1 protein-coding gene (cut by a window edge) is annotated in these 22,407 nt (G+C 64.7%); it reads right to left on the reverse strand.

The features are described 5' to 3' along the window. On the reverse strand, positions 1 to 22,407 hold the 3' portion of the coding sequence (locus ACIA75_RS18735) for an MFS transporter (RefSeq protein ID WP_397105523.1). The gene runs 8,712 nt beyond the window's last position; the window shows 22,407 of its 31,119 coding nt (coding positions 8,713–31,119); the start codon falls outside the window, past its right edge — the gene reads right to left on this strand; the stop codon is at positions 1 to 3.

Here is a 22,407-nt window from a genome sequence, read left to right on the forward strand (position 1 = left end):
TCAGGCGGTAGGACCGAAGTTCAATTTCCTCTTGAGGAAGTTGATCGTGAGCGCCATCTCGTATGCGGTCTGATCGGCGTCTCCCGAGTATTGATGGCCGCCCTTATCGCTCTCGTAGAACCACACCTCGTACCCCATCTCCTCGAGGCGCGCAGCCAGCTTGCGAGCGTGACCGGGATGGACGCGGAGGTCGTGCGCCGAAGTCCGGATCAAGATCGGTGGGTACTGCCGGCCGGGGCCGATCTCGTGATAGGCGGAGATGATGTCCGCGGCTTCGTCGGGCTTGCGGGGGTCCCCGTACTCGGACACCCAGCTCGAACCCGAGCCCAGCAGGTGGTAGCGCAGCATATCCGCCAGGGGCATCTGAGCTACCAGTGCACCGAACAGATCCGGATAGCGGGCGAGCATCTCACCCATCAGCAAACCGCCGTTGCTGTTTCCGATGGCACCCAACTGTGCGTGCGTGGTGATGCCGCTCCGCACGAGATCCTTTGCTACAGCAGCAAAATCCTCGTACACCTTGTGCCGATCGGCTTTGACGACACTGGTGTGCCAATCGGGGCCGTACTCGCCGCCGCCGCGAATATTGGCCAATACGAGGATCCCGCCCTCCTCGAGCCATGTCTTGCCCAGAACGGGATCGTATTCGGGGGTCTGCGAGATCTCGAATCCGCCGTAGCCACGCATGAGCGTGGGCCCGGTGGCACCTCGTTTCCGGACCACGAAGTACGGAACCCGGGTCCCGTCGTCCGACGTGGCGAAGAACTGCTCGGTGACGATATCGGTGGCATCGAACCCTGGCGGTTCCTGCTCGACTACCTGCAGGACTCCGTCGGCAGACCCGCTGTGTACTACACGAGGCGTGGTGAAACCGGTGGACGAGACCAAGAAGGTGTCGTCACCGGCTTGCGGATCCAGTCCGAACACAGTCGACGTCGTATTCTCCGGCAGGTTCTCCAGAGGACGGCGAGTCCAGCCGTCGGCGCCGCGGGTGAGGATCTCGATCTTGGTGTGTACGTCGGACAGCGTGGTCAACAGCAGGTGTCCCGCTGTCCAGCCGTAGTCGAGCAGTGCGGTGTGACTTTCGGGAGTGAACAACGGCTCGAACTCCCGGCCGCCGGCCAGGAAATCGTCGAGAGCAGTAGCCAGTAGTGACCCCGCCGGAAAATGGCGGCCACCGACAGACCAGGGACTCGCGAGTTTCACCACCATCTGATTGTCGAACCATTGGGCCTTCGCATCGGCGGGCAGGTCGAGCAGTTGCTTCGAACCGTCCGGGTGCAGCACGTACGCCTCATGGTCGAAGAAACTGGTGAACCGCTGGATCTGTCGCGGGTTGGTACCCCGGGGCAGACAGTCCGCGGCATGCACGATCCCATCGCCGGCCGCACCCTCCAACAGAGTCTCCGCTTCGTGCAGTGCGGTGCCCCGCCGCCAGCGTTTGACGACAAGTGGGGAACCGCCCGGGCTGGTTGTTCCCGGGCCGAAATCCGTTGCTATGTCGATGCAGTCCGGACCGACCCATTCGAACCGGACCTTCGCATGCGGAGCGTGGAATCCGCCGTCCTCGGGCCGAACGAACTGCTTTTTCCGAAGGTCGAATTCGTGGAGCTCGTATGCGTCACCACCGCCCCTGGACAGCGTGATCAATGCACGGTGCTGCCCTTCGTCTTGCGCCTTGAAACGCCCCCAGACCCAATTGGCGTTCCCCGGCCGGAAACCCGTCGCCCCAGGGAAAGCCGGTGCTCCGTTCTCGTCCTCGCCCAACGTGCTTACATCGAGCAGAACCTCCCAGGTCGCGGCACCGCTGCGATAGTCCGCGAACGGTGTGCGTCGCCATACCCCCTTCGGATGTTCGGCGTCATAGCGGAATTCGAAGAACCAGTCGCCGCTGCGTTCCGGCCGGGCACCCTCGTTGTCCTCTTTCCCCGTGGCTTCGAGGACCTTCTGCTTCATAACGGCGAATTCCGGGCCGGAGGCAAACTCGGCGATGGTCCGGTCGGTGTGCTCGCTCACCCAGGCCGACTGGCGCTCGCCGTAGATCTCTTCCAGCCACTGATGTGGATCTTCGACTGTCTCGATGCCGGTAGATCTCGGCCGGGGTTCAACCGCCGGGGCACCCGTATCGGATCCCGGACTTCGCTGCCATGGTGCGGTCGGCGCACCGGCCGCACGATCCTCGTTGTGCGGCGTGGAACCCACCGCGGCTGTTCGTTGCCAGGGCGACGGCCGGGGCGCGGTCTCGGGCGGCTCCTCGGACGACGGCTCGTCGGCGAGTGCTCGCCGGCTCCACGGATTCGACGGGGCCGAATCCTGCGACGCGTCGGATTCGGTATCGCTCCGGTCAGGATCGGCAATGGCCGGGGTCGAGGGCCCTTCGGCGGACCGAGGTGCCTGCGGGTCTCGAGAACGGGACCCGCTGAACGCGTTCGGCTGATCGTCGCCGGGTCCGGAGGCGAACCACAGCGCACCCGGCAGGGCGTGGCGCTGCTTCATCCCGGGCAGGATCCCCACGGTCGGATCAGGATGGGCGAGCGGATCACTTCGAGACGAACTCGCCTCGATCGGCGCGTCCGGCGGACGCGGGACCGCGGTTCTGTTGTGGTTGAACTGTTCCCGCTTCAGCTGGGCGAGTGGGAGCATCGCATTCAGCGCGTCGAGCCTGTCGAGAGCCGCGAGCAGGTTTTCGAAGCGTTCGGGGTTTCGGGACGGACGCTCTCTCAGGCCCGCAGTAGCCGAAAGCCACTGCGGCAACGCCCAATCGTCCGATGAGCGAATCCCGAACTCGCCGGAAATTCTGTCGCGCAGTTGTTTCAGCCTCTGTAGAACAGCAGGCGGCGTTGTTCTCGGTTTCTCGCTCTTTCTCTCCTGCTCCACCCAGGCGAACTCGTCCATCACGACCTGGAACCACCTCTGTCGGTTCAGCGCCGCAAATCTGCTCTCCAATACCGAAAGTCGTTGGCGGTCGGCCTCGAGCTCGGCCCGGGGCACATCGTGCTCTATCGAGTGGATCCGACCGTTCGTGCGAGCCACGAAATGTCTGCTGAATCCGCCCGGTGGCACCATCTGCTGGAATCCGTTGCTGAAGTCGATGAGAACTTCGAGGAAATCATGTACGAGCCTCCAGTTCTTGCCCTCGTACTGGTCCCAGGTTCTCATCAGGAGACTTGCCAGGCCGGCCCGCCGTGCGCCCGGAGTGTGGAAGAAGCGTCGCCACTGATCTTTCGTCACCCCCTCTACCAGCGTATTCGCGTCTTTTCCCGGCACGTACTCGACGAGAACGACCCGCTTGCTGACTCGGAGGATCGCCGGAGCCCTCCCCCCGACGGCTTTGGTGACCATCGACCCGAGCTGCTCGGCGTCGGCCTGTGTGGAGTTCCGGACGGTTTTCTCGACCACTCGGTAGCCGTTGTTGTAGGTGATCAGCACAACCCGCTCGGACATCGTTCTGTCGCCCTGGTCGCCTTTGAGGACTTTGCGCGGCCCTTTCTCGCCCGAAGCCTGAGCCACCCTGAGCTTCTCGGCGAACTGCCGCCGGTCGGCGAGGTCGATCATCCAGTGGATGGCATCGTCGTCGAAGTAGTAGCGCATGCTCGGCTCGGGACGGTCGTATCTGCCGGAAACCCGCGTAACGGCCAACTGATCGCTCTCGTCGATGCGAACGTGCCAGTAATCGATCGGAATACCCTCCACTGCCGCCCGCTCGCGGTCCCGGGGATCGACGAGTTTCCACGATCCGTGCAGCGGCGAGATGACCACAATGCGTTCACCCGGCACAAGCCCGACCCCGCGGCCGATCGGGATCGCCCCGATCTCCGCGAGCATGGCGTGGCCGCTCAGCACAGCGCAGGCCTCGCGAACGTCGGCGGCATACCGCCGTGCGTCCCGGATGTTGTGACGCATCTCTGCCATCTTGCGAACGGCTTCCTCGACAGCCTGCTGGTCGGCCAGTACTTGCGCGGTCTCTTGACCGGGCATTCCGCCCCGGCGCAGGACCTCGTCGAGCCGGGCCTCCTGGCGTTCCTCCAGCCGCTTCATCGCCTCCTCGATGACACCGGCCGCCTTCCAGGACAGATCGGTGGTGTTCACGCCCAGATGCGAGACCCCACGTAAGGCCTCGGCCACCACCTCTTCCGCTTCACGCTCGGCGATCTCCAGTGCCCGAACCAGATTCGGCGCCAGCGCCCGTCGGCCCGGCCGCAATTCCTGGTCGGGACTCGGCGTGCTGCGCTCGGCCGAGTCGCCCGGTATGGGTGCGGCCGCGCGCTGATTCGGCTGCTGGTGGGCGTGCGTGCCCTCCTGTTCACCCTCTCCGAAGGCATACAGCACATCGGGGCGTTGCCGGCGTGGATGGGGCATCGCGGTAGGGGCCGGTCCGGCATACCGCCGATCCGGAGCCCGCGTGCCACCGGCAGGCCCCGGTGTTTCGGCACGCGGTCCGGGCCCGGCGGTGGCATTCGGTCGACCGGTGCCGGGAACCGACCGGGCAGCACCGGGCCCGGGATCCGGGTCCGAGTGTGTGTCGGGGGCCGGTAGCAGGATGGTGCCCGATTCGGCGAGCCAGGGGGCGACCACCTCGGTATGGAACTTGTCGACAGCCGAATCGATCGGGTCCGGGTGTTCGCCGGGCCGTGTATCCCGGGTGTATTGCGCTGTGTCGCCGCCATTGCCGTGCCGCAGTACCAGGGTGAGCTCCCTGGACTCACCGAATACTACGTTCACCCGAAACGTGAGGGTCAAACGATCGGGACCCGCTTCTTTGTGCAGGAAATCGACCCAGAAATCTTCGATGCCACCTCGGAACATATCTTCTGCTCCGAACGTTGCCCGGCTGGTCGCCACACCCCGCTGGGTGATCAGTTCACCGACTGTGGGCACCCCGGGTGGTGTGTTCTGCCGCCAGAGCGGGTCGTCCATCGTGGTGGTGAATTCGATATCGCCGAATCCGAGAACGACCCGTCCGATGGCACTGTGCATGGCATGTGTCTTCGGGTCCGAGAACAACCCGCTGCCGAATTCGACGCGTCGCCGGCCACCCTCGTCCATCCACCAGTGCCCGAAGGCTATCGGATACTTCTCGTTGCCGTGGACGCCGTGCGGATTCGCGGCTGTTCGGTCGGTCGGTTTGTTCTGCGGAAACGTGCTGTGCAGCTTCTCGTGTGAGGTCGGGTACGGCGCCGTGATTATTTCGTCGGGGTAGACCAAGAAGTAGTCGCCGCCCGGACCGGTGGTATATCGAGACTCGTCGGGTCCGCGGAGCACACCTCGGTTGTCGAAATGAACGCGCTGATAGTCGATGCTCTCCTCGACATATGCGTACGTTCTGGGCAGCGCCACCGGGAGTTCCCCGGCTCGTGGATGCAGGAGGGGCCGGGAGGAGGGGGGATCCGGTGCCTCGGCACCGGTCGTGATTCCTCGCCTCCACGGTGTTCCCGGATCGATCGGTCGTGGATCGGGTTGTCCGGCCGGTGGCTGGGCCTCCGGCGGTTCGTTTCGCTGATGGGCGACCTCGATCAGGCGGTGATATGCCAGGCGGACGTCGTGCAGGATTGCTTGCCCGACGAGATCGCCTTCGTCGGGAACGTCCTTCAGGGCCGCTCTGATATCGGCCAGGATCGCTCGGACGACAGCCTCCGGAGTCGGGGCCTCGGCGTGTCGTTCGTGATCGAATGTCCAGGTCGGATGGTCGCGGAGGAACTGCAAGACCGTGCGCAGGTCGGCCTCGATCCGATCGGTGCCGATCCCACGGGCTCGGAGCCCGTGCAGCCACACGGTGAAGCTGTCGGCGATGAATTCGGCCGGCGTCAGGAATCGGGCGGGCAGCGATCCGGGGTCCGGGGACGGCTCCGCGTCCGGAGTTTCTTGTGTGGCGTCGTCGCGGGCGGCACCTCGAGTGGGGGTCGGCTCCGTGGCGCGTGCCGGTGGCGCGCCCTGTGCCGGTTCGGCGGACCGGGGATCGCGTGCGGATACCGAGGGTTCCGCGGTGCGCGCCGGTGTGATTGCGGAACCGGCCGTGCGCTGTGCGGGACCGGTACCCGGCCGGTTTCCGGACGATTCCTCGGTCGTGACCGGGTGCGGGTCTCCTGCTCGGGTCCGAGCGCGGGAGCGTCGGGCGGCGTATGGGCTCCGTTCGGCATAGTTGTCGGTGAAATAGGCGACGAAGGTCTTGTCGACATCTCGGAACTCGGGTCGCCACGCATTCTCGCCGTTGTCGTCGCCGTCGTAATTGCGCACCCGAGGGATGGAATCATCTTCGATCAGTGTGTCGTAGACGAGGAGTTGTCCTTCGATATTGCTGATTATGTAACCGGTTGTCTCGGTGCCCTTTTGAACGACGACAATCGCGGTGGTAATACCGTTGGTCCCGCGCCGGAGCGTCTCCACGATCTCGTCCAGGGCGGCGTCGCCCTTGGTCGGATGCTGTTTCAGCTGGCTCCCGAGTCCGGCCTCGATGGGCTTCCAGTTTCCCGGGGTGGTCCATTGTTCGTCGGTGTAATCGGGCACGGGGGTTCTGCCACCCCCGAGTGCGCGGAAGAAACGATCGAGTTGAACAGCGAAGTTCTCGACGACCACGGGGTCGGGGCTTTCGGCCGATTCCTCCTCCGTCGATGTTCCGCTCTTCTTTCGGCCGGTCAACCAGCCGAGCAGTCCCGCCGCGATGGTCGACAATCCGAAGATTCCGGCATTCGTCCACCCCGTTACCTGGGAAGTGTAGTTGGACAGCAGGTAACCGCCGACCGCGCCGCCGAGTGCACCGCCCCCGGCGGCGGCAATGTCGATGACCGACCAGGCGCCATTGCGGGCGTTCTTCCTGACCACGCTCTGCAGGCGCTTCTGAAAGGTCTTGTTGTTGAAATTGCTGGCTATACCGATGGACACCGCCGTCGGCCAGATGAATGCCGGGTTCGTGGTGGTCGCCATCGTGGCCATCATGCCTCCCGGAACTGCCAGGGAGATCGGGTAGGTCCATTCCAGGGTGGTGCGTTCGTACCATTTCTTCGGAATGAAATTGGCCAGCAGGATTCCGGTGCTGATTCCCGACATGAGTATTCCGGCGGCCAGTGTCGAAGCATCACTGGCGATATTCACCAGATGCACTCCGCCGGCCGTGGTCGCGAGGACCGCGGGAATACTCAGCATGAGATACCAGCGCATAAAGGTATCCCGCCACAGATCGCGGAGTCCGTCCGAGAGGCGGGCCTGCTCCGCCTTGTTCGGCGGCGCCACGGTCGGAGTCTTGCGGAGCACCAGGAGATTTGCGAGGTGGCCGAGAGCGTTTGCCAGGAACGGCAGGACCAGGGAGACCCGCCCGAGCATCGGGCCGAGCGATTTGCCGAATGCGGCGCCGAACGCACGCTCCCGCAGGTTGTACTCGTTGGCGATCGCGAGCTCTTCCTCGGACCGCGCCAATCCTTCGCCGTAGCCCCGGCTGGCTGCTTTGGTGATGGCGTCGGTGACCGCGATCATGGTCGAGGCGCCCATCACGGCCATCAGAGCGCCGGGCCAGCTGAACTGCATCCAGAGACCGCTGGCCACCATCATCGTGAGACCGCTCGCCGACATCATCCGCAGCGTCCGGCGGTTGTCGCCGCGATCCGCGATCGGCCCGGCCGCGAAACTCCCTGCCGCCGTGGCGACAGCGACGGCGGATGCCAGCATCCCGACCATGGCGTCCGAACCACCCAGCTGGCTGATCGCGAGTTGGGAGGCAGCCATCCAGCCGGCGCTCAAGGCAGAGGAGACGGAGGAGCCGGAGTACTTGAGGGTGAGGATCGGGTTCTTGGGCCGCTTGCTCCGGATCCACTGCAGAAACCGTTTCCGGCGTGGTTCACCGGGGTCCGGCGCCGGCTTGCGGGACCCGAGAATGTCATGCTGTCGTTCTGCCGTGCTCGGCGGATCGACCTGCTCGGGGATCAGCGGCTGGAGCCGGCCCGCGGTGTCCTTGGTGAACTCGAGAACAAAGGCGGTTTCGACCGACTCAGCGTCGGGAGGGACCCAGTCTTCGAGGGCACGGACACGGGCAATGTGCCGGTGGCCGGCCTTCTTGTCGGCATCGGTGAGCGGTTGCGGGATATCGGTATCGAAGACGTAGGTCTTGTCGCCGATGGTGGTGACGGTGAAGCTGTGGGCGTGCGTGCCGTAGTCGACGACGATGACCGCGGTATCGATGCCTTTGCCGGATTTCGCGACTCGCTCGAGTACGTGGGCAACGGGGTCGCCGGCCGATCGGGGAACACGGGTGAAGGGGGCGTGCAGGCCGGCTACCAGCTCGTCCCAGGACTTGGCGTTCTCGACGGGGGTGGTGGCACCGTCGTAGCCGAGGGCGTAGGTGGCGACGGTGGAGTGGAACAGGCAGGTCCGTACGTGTTCGGGGAGGACGGTGGTTCTGTTGATGATTTCGGTGCCGTCGATGGTTTCCCGGACGGCGGTCGACGATTCGGCGGTCTTGACGGAGGCTGGGACCGCTGCTGTCTCCGCTACGTTTCCGGTCGACTCCGGACGGGGCAACACCGTCCGAAGCCTTTCGCCGGCTTGCGCGGCCAACCGGCCGACAGCCTCGGGCGTGATCTTCAGCAGTTTACCGACCGTTTCGAGGTCCATCCCACGAGCGAGGTGGAGCAGCACAACAGCTTTCGCCGTCGCCGGATCGTCCAGATCGGCAAGGGCTTCCTCGATGATCTGCTGGACTGCCTGGGGCAGTCCGACACTCAGTGATTCCACGACCGGATTCGCGAATTCGCGGTCGAAGTAATCACCGTCGCCGGTCGGCGCCTGCATCGACTCCTCCCGCAGCCCGAGCAGTCTCGCGGCCTCGGTGGCTTCGGCCGGCGTGAGGTCCAGGTCCCGAATGATCTCGGCCTTGGTGGGTGCGGTGCCCGTCGCTTCCGTACGCCGGTTGATGTAGGCACCGACCCGGATGAGAAGTTTGCGCGTCGGACCGTCGACGTTCGGATACAGGTTCTCGAAGTAAATTCTGCGCATGGCGTTTCGAGCGGCCGACCACGCAGCGGGGCCGAAATTTCCTGGAGGAACGAAGTTTCGAGTCGCCAGCATGATTGCCACGTATGCCGCCTGGGCGAGATCGTGCTGCTGTTGACCGGGTATTTTCCAGCGGCGCGCCTCCACCTCTGCAATCCAGCCGAATTCTTCGACGATCCTGCTCCGGATCGCTTTTTCCTCGGCGGATCCCGGTCGTGTGGCGATCAGATCCCAGAACTCGAGATCCCAGGTCTCGTTGTCTACGACGGGCTCGTACACAGAGTAGAAGCGCTGTAATGCCGCTACCAGCGTATCGTTCGGCATGTCCAGGGCATCGCGAATCTTCCGAAGGGTTGTGACCAGCGGCTTGCTACGGAATTCTGTTTCTATCGTAGTCGCGATCGACATTCCCACTCGCCTGCTGAACTCGGCCTTGGTGAGCCTGTAATACAGCCGGACTGCCCCGACGAATTCCTGGATCGAGTCGTGCTTCTGTGGGTCGGGTATTCTTTCACCGTCGGGATCCATCCGGTAGCGGAATCCCCAGGATTCCGCCAGAGAATTCCACGGTCCGACGCGGTGCAGGAGACGATCATATATCTTCAGCATCCGGAGTTCGTCGACCGGCTCTGCGTCGGCCTCGAGCCTCCGTATTGTCCAGCGCGCGACCCCGAGCAGGTTCGCTGCTGTCGCCATACTCATATCGTTGAGTTGCCGGAAGTGGGCCAGGTACTTGCCGAATGAGGTGGCGATATCAAAGGCTGGGAGTACGGGGGCTTCTCGGGCCAGCTTGTCGAACTGCTTGGCGAATTCGTCGCCGTAGTATTTTCGGAGGGCGCGGGTCAGTATCTTCTGTGGTGTGTGGTACGCCTCACGGAGTTCCAGGAAGAACTCTATTCCTGGGCGGGTGCGTCCCAGTTCGGTCCTGGAAATCGATGTCTTGGTTCTTCCGAGTGCCGCGCCGAATTCTTGCTGACTCTTGCGGTGAAACAGGCGGATTGCCTTGGTGAATTCGGGTAAGGATGGGTAATCGTCGAATGTCGGGTGCTTTTCACCGCCGGGGTCCATCCGGTAGCTGTATCCCCAGGCTGTGGCAAGGTCGTTCCAAGGGCCCGCGCGGTGCAAGGCGGTATCGTAGACCGACAGTAAGAATAGTTCCGACGCGTCATTTTCGGTACCGGCTTCATGATGTTCGATCGTAGATTCGGATGTTCCCAAGAGGCGCGCCGCCTCCGCTTTCAGGAGCCCATTTTCTTTCCGGAGTTTCGGTAGGTAATCTCGGAAAGAGTCAGCCACTCGGAAATCCGGAAATATCGGCGACCGGCCGGGGTCGGTGGAGATCCCGGCAAGTGTCCGGTACCGTGCGGCGAACTCGTGAGGGCAAAACTTGTCGAGCGCTTTTCCGAGCGCTTCACGGGAATTCTCCAACGTATTTCCGAATTGCACAAAGAATTGGACGTCAGGTCGGTAACGTCCCTCCTCTGCGCGTCTGATGGCATGCGAATTCATGCCTGTACGTGACGACAATTCCTCCTGGGTCATTCGATAGTACAGACGTATCGCCTTCATGAAATCCGGCAAAGATTCGTAATGATCCGGATCGGGCGCCTTTTCCCCGGTCGGATCCATTCGGTAATCGTAGCCCCATTTATCGGCCAGATCGTTCCACGGGCCCGCCCTATGCAGGGCGCGGTCCCAGGTTTTGAGCATCAAAAGTTCGGTGAGTGCCTTACCTTCACTGGACTCGTGGCGTTTGAGTGTCGGCTCGGGTAACCCGAACAATCGCACTGCAGCCGGACGCTTGAGACCGTTTGCCTCCCGGAACAGTCGACTGTATTGACCGAAATAATCAGCGTTCTGAAAGCTCGGGAACACCAATGATTCGGCGGCGTGGCCGCCGGACTCGGTCGATGCCGAGCCGGTCTGCCGCGTAGCCGGCGTCGCGCGCTCTGCCGATTTCATATCGGCTGCGGTTCGTTGCCATGGTGTCGGGGCGGCCCGTTCGTCCGTGTCGTCGATGTCGAGCGCTGACGGCGGCTCTATCCGTGCTGCGCGTGCGTAGGTGAGTGAAGTCCGCTGGCGCTCGGTTGCGGCGGATACGGTCTCCGGGGCATGGGTGAAACCCATGGACAGCACCTCGCTCGGGAAGGCGTGGGTAAGCGCTGCCCGTTCATCCTCGGTCAGCTGGGTGTTCCACCACGAGGCGAGGTCGGTTCCCGGTGGGTGCAGGGCCGGGGTGGTGAGCCATTCGGGGGTGGCGTCCGGACTGAGTTTTACCAGCGCGTTCGCCCAGAGGAGACCTTCGGCGGCGAGGAACGGTCCGACCGACGGGTCCGATCCGATCAGCCGGTGGACCGCCCCAGCCAAGTCGGTCTCTTCAGGATGGAAGATCAGTTTCCGGAGGATATCTCCGGTCTCGGGCGACATTCCGTGCTGCGCGACGGCAGGGTCGATATGTCGGGCGAAAACGATCTGGGCGAGCACATCGCTGAGCAGGTACGCCGAGTACTGGCCGAAATAGGTCCCGAACCCGCCCATCTGACCGAACAGGTGACGGAACCACTGGGACGGATAGAGGTTGCCGATCTCGGGAAGATAGACGCCTGCTTTTTCCAGCACGTCCTTCTCGAACCGGGCCACGACCTCCCGGGCCTCCACGCCGGACGGCACCTCCGGAACCTGTCCGGGAGACAGCGAACTCCATGCTTTGTCGATGAGGGCCCCGGTCAGGCGGAAGACAGTGGTGGTGCCCCGGTACGCCGACTGCCATTCGCCGAGTTTTGCCAGCTCTTCGGCGGGCATCGGTTCCCCGGTCTCGTGATGCGCCGCGAACCGGGGGAGTACGTCCGGGTGTATCCACAGTTGCTGGAACACCTTGGCCACGAACTCGATCCAGCCGAATACCACATGCCGCTCGGCCGGTTCGTAGACGCCTTCGCTCAACAACGCGTGCAGAGCATGCCCGAACTCGTGGAACATGGTGCTCACCTCGTGGGGAGCCAGCAGGGTCGGCGCGCCGTCCACCGGTTTCTCGAGGTTCAGGTGTACACCGACCAGCGGAGGCTGTCCGCTCGGTGCGTGTTTCAACCGGATCGGATCGGTCCACTCGCCACCGTTCTTGCCGTCACGGGAGTACGGATCGAAGTAGAAATAGGTGAGGTGAGTTCCCTTTCCGTCGGTGACAGCGAAGACACGGACATCCTCGTGCCAGACCGGCGGCTTTTCGGCCGCGCCGACCTCGCTGATGGTCAGCCCGAACAAGTCCTCTGCTACACCGAATACGCCGTCCTCGAGTGTGCGGTCGAGCTCGAAGAACTCACGCATACGCTGGGTATCGATGCCGATTCGTTCCGCCACCAGCGCCTCGACCGCCCGGTGCCGGTTCCACGGCTGGATCGCCTCTTCGCCGATGGCCGCGGCAAGAAGTGGGAGCTCGACCTTGGCGGCGGTGGCCGCTGCCGGCGCGATCCGCTCGAGGATTTTCTCGATCGTGCGCACCGAATCGAAGATCCCGCCCGACAGCACGTAATCGGCATGGTTCTCGTGTCCGGTCAGCCGGGCCCGCAGGGCCAGATCCCTGACCTGGTCGAGCACATTCGCCGAATTATCGTATTCGCCGCCGACGGCCAAGCCGGCGACCTTCTCGTAGAGCTCCCGGCCCAGCGCGGGGTCCTTCAGATACGCCAGATATGGATGCCAGATGGAGCTGGCCCCATTGGGTTTGGGCAGGACATATCCCCCGAAGGCACCGGCCCGCTCGCGGGCGCCGGCGATCTGTTCCGGTGTCAAGCCCTCGAGCTTTTCGACATCGGTGACGCCGACCAGGAATTCCTTGGCCGCGTTCTCCTGATTGTCCTTGTACACGGTCTGCAGGTCCGACACTTCGCTGTTGAGCGCGGCGAGAGCGCGCCGGTCGCGGTCGGAGGTGAGGTAGGCGCCCGCGTGCACGAACGCCCGGTGCTTGCGCTCCAGATATCCGCGGTCGCGCTCACTCAGCCCGAGGTCCCCGCGGCGTTCGTGGAGGTAGGCGAAGATTGTCGCCAGGGCGGGGTCGGCGAGTACGCGGCTGGTATGGGCTGCCAGCAACTCGGCGATCCGCGGTTCCAGCTGGGCGGTCGCGTCATCGCGGTCCACCGCGGCCTTGTGACTGAACAGTCCCTTCACCGCGCCCAGCAACCGTCCCGACTCGATGAACGGGCGCAGCGCGTTATCCGGGGTCCACGGACCCGGGTTCGCGGTAATGGTTTCGATGGCGGCCCACTGCGCCTGTATGGCGTGTTTGAAGACGGGCAGGAAATGCTCCGCCTCCATCCGGTCGAATGCCGGAGCCGCAGTGGGATTCAGTACCTCCGCGAGTACCGGATTCGATGCCGGAACGGCGCCGTCGGCCGTGCCGGGAGCGCGGATCGCATGGTCGGCATCGTCGGGATCGAGGTCGATGGCGACAGTGTCCGGTCCGCGGGGTGTGGGCGGATCGGTGTCTTCGGGAGGTGTCGATGATCGGAGGTCGCTCTCGTCGAGACCGAACGCGGCGAGGTCGAAGTCTTCGAACCCCGGCAGTGTTTCCTCGTCGTCGGTGGCAGTTTCGCTGGGGGGCCGGAGTTCGAACCACTGCTCGATGGTGTTGCGGTGCAGGCCGAAGGTGAGAATCCGCCCGCAGCTGTCGCTCATCGCGTGGGTGAGCCGCGTTCCGCGCCCGCCCTGGCGGTTCACGTCCTGTTGTTGTGCGGACCATTCGGGCAGGTTCTCGGCGTCCCCCGGGGCGATCTCGTTGCGGAACGCGATCCGGACGCTGCGCGGGTCCTCAGTGTTCGTGCTCGGGGTATCGACGTCCTGCTCCGGAGTACCGCGGAGATCGATTTCGGGCTCCGCGGTAGTGCGGATTTCGATCTCGGGCTCCGGATTCAGCCCGCGTTCGGACGCGAAATTGTGCAGGTACCCCAAGGCGTTGGTCAGGAGTTCGGAGGTAATGGTTTTGATCGCATCGGCCTGGTCGTCGGACACCCAGGAGTTTTCGTCTTGTACGCGGCCGGCGATCGCCCTGCGCGTGGGTCCGATTTCGGCTTGATATGCGGGTTGGCTGTCCGAGGAATCCGCGAGCAGCCGCGCCGCGCGGTCGTCGCCGTCTTGTCGCGGCTCCGAATCCTGCCGGACGGGGCTCTCCCGGGGTGGCCCGGCGACACGTTCGACCGGCCGCGGCGTCGGGCCGAAATACCAGTTGACCTCGACCTGGCTGGTTTCGCCGGCTGCATCGACGACTTGGACGTGGAGTACTCCTTCGTCGCTCATTCCGGCCGTCACGGTCAGCGTGCCGGCTCCCCAGAGGACCGATGCGGAGACGGCGTCGGCGATCTCCCGGACGTAGTCGGAATCCGGCCGGCCGGTCAGCATGGCTTCGAGGTTGTGGGCTACGCGGGCGGCTGCGTGGGCGTCGCCGGGCGCGATGCCGGTCAGCTGGAATCCGTTCGCGGTCAGCCACTCTCGTTCGAGCAGCGATGAGGCGAAGCGGTCTCGTCCGGCACCGTCCGCTCCGGCAGGTTGTCGCCCCTCATCGCCGGGAGGGCGCTGTTCGTTCGTGCCCGGCCATTCTCGGCCGGCGGCGGGTGTGCGGCCGGGATATATGAGATCTGCCGTGCGATCCACCGCACCGCGTATCAGCTTCCCGATCCAGCCGGAGGCCGCGGAGACCGGACCCGCGGCCGCGCGCAATTGCTCCTGGGCCTTCTCCGGAAGAAGCCCGATACCCCCTGCGACAAGGTCCTTTCCGGTGTCCAGCACCAGATTCGGGGATTCCCGCAGGACCGTGCTGGCCAGGTACCGGTCGACGACCTTCATCATGAATTCTTCGGCCGCTCGACTCCCCATCCTCGACCAGATGAAGGCGGCCAGATACCGTGCCCGCAGATATTCGGGGCTCTGGGCCTCGAGCGCGCGACAACCCGGGAAGTGCAGCGCCGACCACAGATCGTCCTTCAGGAATCGGTCCCAGAACCAGTACTCCATGTCGGTGAGCTCGTCGCCCATCAGCTCGAGATCGTTGCTCAGCAGCGGCCTACCTGCGTAGTACTCCATTTTGCCGAACAGGATCGACACCAGCTGCGGTAATTCGTCGAGCGAGGTCGCCCGCAGGAATCTCGCCCACGGCGTGGTCCGGTCCTTGACATCGCGGGTGCTGGCTTTCTGCGGCTCGTTCACCGGCAGCGTGCGCAGCTTCCAGACGGTAATGGTCCGGCCGTCGCCCGTCGTTTTCTGCTGCTGGATGAACAGCGATTTCCAACTGAGGGAGCCGTTGTGGACGATCTGGTCGATCGATAGACCGGTCACGGCCAGCAAACCGAGCGCCGCATACATCGGCGCACGTTTCATGACCCGGTCCAGTTCGAGGAAATCCTTGTCCGTGAACTCGTGCGCGAGGTCCGTCTCGCGCACCTTGCCGGCCCCCCACGAGACCAGCGAGGAGATCATCGAACCCAGCTGCCGGGCGCTCATATCCTGGAAGTCTGTGTTCGGCAGCTCCAGCTCGTGCAGCTTGCCGACAACCTCCGACATCACGGCGTCGAACCATTTGCCCCGCTTACTGACCCAGTCGGCGCCGAACGGCTCCCCGGGCTCGGGCTTGGGGAGGTACTTCAGGTACCAGTACGCCTTGGGATCGATCGCGTACAGCTCGGCGATGGCCGTATCGGTTTCGGCCCAATATCGTTCCCAGTAGTGAGGGTCGGCCGTGTTGTTCTGGTCCGTCGGCGGCGCAGTGGGGCCCGGCGGTCCGGCGTCCTCGGGATCGAGGTCGATGGCGACGGTATCGGGCCGGTTGCCGGCCGCCGAGTCGGATTGTTCGCCGGGTCGAGCAGTGTGCTCCGCGGACGTGGAATCCGCATCTCGATGCAGTTCCAGGTACTGGAGAACGGTGTCGATGAGGTGCGCTGCCCCCGACGTTTTGTCGGCTTGCCGGGCCAATGCCCGCAGGTCCTCGGGATTCCAGTCGGGTCGGCGGAAGGAGGAGCTGGGAACCTCGCTACCGAAGAGATCCCTTATCTGATGTGCGAGCTCTCTTCTTTTGGTGTTGCTTTCAGTTTTCTCCTGGTTGGTCGGCCCGATGGCGTCGATAGGTATGTCGATGGTGATCCACTCACCGATCAGCCCTGCCAGCCGGCCCTGTTTCTCCGCGTCGGCGATCATCGACCATTCGCTGACCGGCATCCGGTTGAACTGTTCGCACACGCGCGCAATCGGTTCGATCAGTCGTTCGGGGTCGGCGATCAGCTCCGGATCGATTCCCAGTAGTGCGGCCACCACGGTGCGGGGATCTTCGACAGCATGTTGCTGCACGCTGGAGGCTGTGGCCCGGTCGTGGTCACCATCGAGGCGGCTTGCCGAGTCGGCGCTTGGGTTGTTGAGAGCTGCGAGTGCGTCGGTAATACGTTGGAACATCTGCTCGGCGTTGCGGAGCTTGACGCGGTCAGCCGCAACCTTGTTGTTCCATTCTTGCTCGATCAGTCGACGGAGGGTCGCGACTTCCTCGCCGACCACTGCCAGGTCCTCCGCCAGGCGGAGTTTTTCGGCAGCGATAGCTTGCCGGACGCCACTGCCGGCGATGGTTCGACTGTTGAGGACACGCCAGTTCACTCCTGCTCGTGCCAGTTCGGCGCGTAGTTGTGGCCCGGGTTCTTCCGGCAGAATGACGTGGTCGATATCGGCGAGTGTGACGCCGCCATGGATTTGGGCTTCGACGAATTGATGTTGCCGGAAGGGCTGACTCCGGTAGTTCCTGTCGATGCCGTCCAGCGGCAGATCTCTGGGATTGGAAGGTAGTTTGTCCGCAATGCCGAAGGATTCGGGTATGGGGTCCGTCAATGGTGACGGAAGTGTCCGCAGGATTCCTCCGCCGAAAATGCTCCCGGAATTGTACAGCGAATCACCGACAGAGACCGTCGCTCGCCGACGTACATCGTCTTTCAGGACGATGTCGATTCGTCCATACATTGCCAGTTGTTCGGTGTGCAAGGGGAGGCTGGCGTCGGACAGTCCGGCCGGGTGGTCGTCGAGGCGGACGTATCCGTAGACCGGCCGGAGCTGCGGATCCAGATCCTCGGTGTAGCCGAACCACTGCCTCTCCTTATACAGGACGGCCGATTTATGGCCGGCGCCCCAGCCTGTCTCGAATTGTGTTTTGAAGCGACCGGATCCGAGGATTCCGAACAGGCTTTCCTGGGAAACTCTGATCGCCAGCGGTTTGCCTTCGACCAGATCGGTTATCTCGCCCTTCATCTGTGCTCGAAGTTCTTCGGTGCTCATCGCGAACCTGCGGGCAAGATTATCGATCATCTCGGCAAGGAGTCGATAATTTTCGAGGTGAGAGCGGGTGTCACCCCTTCGTGCTTCCGGATACCGGGTGTAGAAATCCTCGTGGCGCCGGTCGAGATCGGCAATCCAGGCGGCCGCGGCGTCAGGGCTCAGACCCGGCGGACGCCCCGGGCTGCTGTGCTTCCATAGTTCGAGGTACGCGGTGTACATCGCAGTGTCGAGTGCGCGGAAGGCCGGTTGTGCCGGTGGTGGTTGTCTCTGATCGCTGTGCCGGGGTGACGCGGGCTGCGGCAGCTGATCCGGTGCGGCTCGATCGCCCGCCGTGGGCTCGACCAGGTCGAGGACATCGGTGATGTTGCGGGCCAATGCCGACTGCAGCTCCCGGCCGGCGGCCATGGTCCGCAGTTCGGCGCGGGTTACCCAGCGCGCCTCCGCGGTTTCCTCACCGTCGACGATCGGGTCGAACATGTGCGGGGCGTCGGCGACGAGGACATGGTATTTCCAGCCCTCGGGTCCGTCGATCACGTGGGTGCCCACATGGGTGAGGCTGTTCAGGTATTCGGGTGTCGCGGCCAGTTCTTCGTGCATTTCGCGTGCCGCACCCTCGGCCGGCTTCTCCAGTGAGTGCAATGCGCCACCGGGCAGCTGCCAATTGCCCTGCGAGTAACCCGTTTTCGACTTGGCGATCAAGAACCGTTCGGTGCCGTCGGTGTCGATGTGCCGGACCAGCACGCCCGCGGCACCGTAATGCCCCCAGTATCCGCTGTCGACCTCGCGGTCGCCGGACATCCCGGGGTCCGCGAGAATGCGAAATGGGTGCGATGGGGCGGGGTCCGGTGTGCCGGCTTCGTCGGGGTCGAGGTCGAGCGGCGGCGGTATCGCCTCGCGCGGGGGGCGGGCAACATCCTGGCTGTCGGCGCGCTCTTCGGGCGCCGGGTCGAGGCGGGCCGGCCCGGGCAGCCCGACGAAGGCGAGAACGAGTCCGTCACGGACCCGCCAGCGGCCGTCCATCGGTTTCGCCGGAAGGCCGAATTCCCGGGCGGCGGCCGCGTCCAGCTGGGCGCGGAAGGTGCCGGATTCCAGGTCGACGGTCACATGTAGTCGGGAGTCGGCGGGGCTGCGCGCGACCCGGCCGGTCTCGGGGTCGGTGAGCAGGGTCTGGTGGACGTCGGCTACCGCGTCCTTGATCGCGCGCAGCACCTGCAGCCGGTGGACGTCCGCCCGGACCGTCTCGCTGCCACGGGCCTGCTGCGCCCAGGCGAATTCGTCGGCGTCGACGAACCCTGGCCGGTCCTCGGTGGTCAGCGCAATGTTCTGCGCCAGACCGAGGCCGACCGCACGGAACCGGTCGGCGGGCGCGGCGATCGCCGCGGCGTAGGTGGCCGATTCGGCACCGGATGTCGGGTCGACGGTGATGGCGCCGACCGTGTCCGCCGGCCAGGGCAGCGGTTGCGGGTACGGCGGGCGGTGGGTCTGTTCGAAACCCGGAGTTCGCTCCGGCGGGAGCCCGAGACGGTGCAGGGCCATGCGCGCGCACCGGAATTCGGCGTCGGGGGCGAACCCGTCCAAAGTCCGCGCACCCAATACCTCATAGGCGGCGATACCCGGTGGCAGAAGTGGGGAGAGCATCGCCTCGCCGAACAGGAACCAGGTGGATTTCACGGTGTCGAACCGGATCACCCCGGTCTCGTAATCCACCCCGAGGTGCCGCACGTCCGCGGTATCCGGGTTGTTGTCGATGATCTCGACTACCAGAGCGCGTTCGCCGTAGAATCCGCCGCCCATCCGGGCGACCACCCGGACTTCACCGGTGCTGGTCGCCAGCGCGGCGCGCACCTGTGATTCGACCGTGGCCGCCGCTGTTGCGGCTCCGTCGATACTGCGCCATTGGTACCGGGTGGTCAGCCAGTGGCTGAAGCGTTCCCGTGCCAGTGCCGCCGTGGCGGTCTGTTCGGTCTCGGTCTGCGGCGTTCCGCCGACTCCGCGTGGACCCAGTGAGATATCGAAATCGTGGCCGGGTTGGCCGCCGTGCCGCCGGCCCGGATGCGCCGCCGTGACACCGTCGCCGGGGCCCGGTTCGAAAAGACGGTCCACCCAGGTGAAGTCGTCGGGGCCGACGCGCAAGGTCCAGAACGGGGAGTGCTCGATCTCGGTATCGGCCAGCGCGTACCCGACGAGGCTGATGAGGCTCTCCGGGTCGAATTGCAGCAGGGTCACCGTGAAACCGGGCTCGGCGCGCTGCTCGGCGCGGACGAGATCGCCCCAGAGCCGGCGCGCGTAATCCAGTAGCTGGCGTTCGGGGGTATCCAGTTCGGCGGAGGGGCGCGCGGAAAGATCTGCCACGACCCGGCGCAGTATCAGCTCGCTCGCCGCGTTCGAATGGTCGCGGTAAACGACCGGTACTCTGCCGTTGCGCTGCACAGCTTCCGGCGCATCCCGGATGACCGCGCGCCGCTGGTCCGAAGACAGCTGTTCCCACCAGTCCTGGATCGCACGCCGTTTCCGCATTTCGCCACTCGGGTCGCGCGCCGGCCCGAAAATCGACTCGGCAGTCGCCCGCGATCCCGCAGCGCGATAGGCCGCTGCGGCCGATCCGCGCTCGGCTTCCGTCGGTCCGGCAAACGGTTCCGGTAGAGAAGGTCTAAGGGTGTGGCTCGCAGCAAAGGCCGCATCGAGGAACTGGGATACCGCCGTGACGAAAGCGGTGACCTGCTGGTTCCCGCTCGCCGCCGCGAGCCCGCGTATTCCGTACAGCAGATCGTTGCTCGGTTCGGCCACGCCGGCGACATCCCGCCTCGGCGGTAGCACCGTGTCACTCGGCGTTGTGCTCACCTGCGGCGTTGCCGGAGCCGTGGGGCCGTTCCCCGAGATGGTGCTCGGCGCGCCCGCGGGAGTGCTCAGCTCCTCCAGCAGTCCGGGCAGGTCACCATCCATCCGCATGATCCGGCCGTTCAGGTCCACTATCCGGAGTATCGGTTCGCGGTCTTCTTTTGCCCGGTGGAGCTCCCAGGCCAGCGTGATTCGCGCGCGAAGCCAATCCCGCAGAGCCGGTACGCCGCTGTCCTCGGCCACACGGCGCTGCGCCGCTCCGTCGAGAGTCCGCAGGGCCCGCTGGATCGGGTTGATCGAGTTCAACACCGTCGCCGCGGTGATCAGCTCGGGGGCCAGATCCAGAAGTCCGGCCACTTCCAATGCCTCCGGCAGGAGCCCCGAAACGATGGGTTCGGACGGTGCCGCGTTATGTGCGGCTGCTCTGTCGACCGCGCGTTCCTGCTGCTGCAGTGGGGCCGCGATGGGCTGCTGGACGCTCGACTGCGTCGGCATTGGGTCGGGTTCCCCGTCCTCGTCGCCGAGGTCGATGGCGACCGGATCGCCGCCGTTTACCGGTTTCGGCGTGTGTGCCGGGCCGGTGGTCGGTTGCGGAGTTGTGGTGGGGTCGGCAGTTCCCATCGGTCCGTCCGGGTGGTACCAGAACCCGACCTTGTCGGCCGCTTCGCGGATCAGACGCAGATCGTGGGGTGTGGCGGCTCCTTTTACTGCGTCCCGGACCATCGCTTTGGCGGCGCCCGCGGCTGCGGCCAACGTTTCCCGGCTCGGTTGCGGTTTGATCTGCGCCGGGACGAACTCGTTTCCGACCCACCGCCCCGGCCGGATACGTTGGGTGACGTAGGTCCGATCGATAAGGGCTGTTACGTCGTGACGATCGGGCAGCACGCCGAGATGCTGGGCCGCGGCGAGAACGCGCTGGGTGGTCTCGCCGTGCCACGGTTGCTTCTCATTGAATTTGCCGTTGAAGACCTTGCTGATGTACGCCGTGCCGACGCCTGCCAGCCAGGCGATATCGGTGCGGGTGGGTTTCTGCCTCGTTGCGGCCGGGGACAGTTCACGATATCGCTCGGCCAAGCGTCGGATCTGCGGAGTGACAGTGCTGTCGGAGGCCAACCCGGCGGCAAGTTCGCGGGTCACCGCGCCGGGTTCGACACCCGAGGCCCGGCCCAGCTGGTTGCGCATCGCGTGTATCTGTATCGCGTTCAACGAGCCGGTGAGCGGGGTGTGCTGCTCGGTGCCGCTGTGCAGGAGGATCTCGCCATGGTCGGCAAGTTGTGCGAGCTCCGATGAGCCCATCAGGTCGGCGGCCCAGTGCAGCTCTGCCAGTAGCTCACCGGTGGTAGCCGGATGAGGAGGGCCCAGTTCTTGTAGTCCGAGTAGCTGTTGGAGTTCGCGGTCGAGTGCTGCCCGGCGGTCACTGAATCCTTTCTGGTTCAGCGGATCTGGTTGTTGCCCGGCTTCTTTCGGAGTGGCGGTGGCCGGGGCGCCCTCGAACATATCGAGATTGATGGACGAACCCGCGCTGGTCGTCGCCTTCTCCTGATCGGCGTGCAGCCGGAGCTGTTCGCCGAGCCACAGTGCGAGTTCGCTTCCGTCGAGGGCGGCCACTACGCCTGGCTGGGCGACTCGAACCTGTTCCACGAGAAGCGAAATTGCAAGGCGCAGCGATCCCGGCGTCACCGCGCTCGGCGGCAGGCCGAGCTGGTCCGCAAGGGCTGTCTGCACGGACTTCGGTGCGTCGAGGTCGATGGCGGCCGTATCGGGACCGCGGGGGGCAGGCGAGGTAATGCCTTCGTCGGCGCGGGAGGTGCCGGCCTGCTGGATCTCGGTCTGCTGCTCATCCCACAGCCGGGCCGCCTCGTCGAGAACGTATTTCGGTGCACCGTAGTCATCGAAGTACTCGAGTTCGGGGTCGGCCGCCCGTGGTTTTGCCTGGTCAGCGGCGCTCATTCCGCGCCACTTCCGGACGAGCGAAGCAACGACACCGTCGGGCGCGGTACTTGCGGCGAATCCCGAAGTGGCCGGAACGGGGTCTCTGGCATCCGGAATGCCGGTGGCGTGACCAGGCCCGTCCCGTAATGCTTCGGCGACGGTGCGACCGTTCAGCAATGCCTGCAGGGCGTAAACGGGATGTGTACGGTCTGCCGCTGTGCTGTTCCCGAAAGAGATTTCCGCCTCGGCCAGTGCCTCCGCGGGATTGAAGACCGGCAACTCGCCGAAATGTGGAACGGATTCTGCGTCTTCGGGGTCCCACACCGTGTGGTATTTCTCTTCGCCGGGGCGAAGCTGCTTTTT

Origin of the sequence: Nocardia sp. NPDC051750 (genome assembly GCF_044453135.1) — a bacterium.
Classification (GTDB): domain Bacteria; phylum Actinomycetota; class Actinomycetes; order Mycobacteriales; family Mycobacteriaceae; genus Nocardia.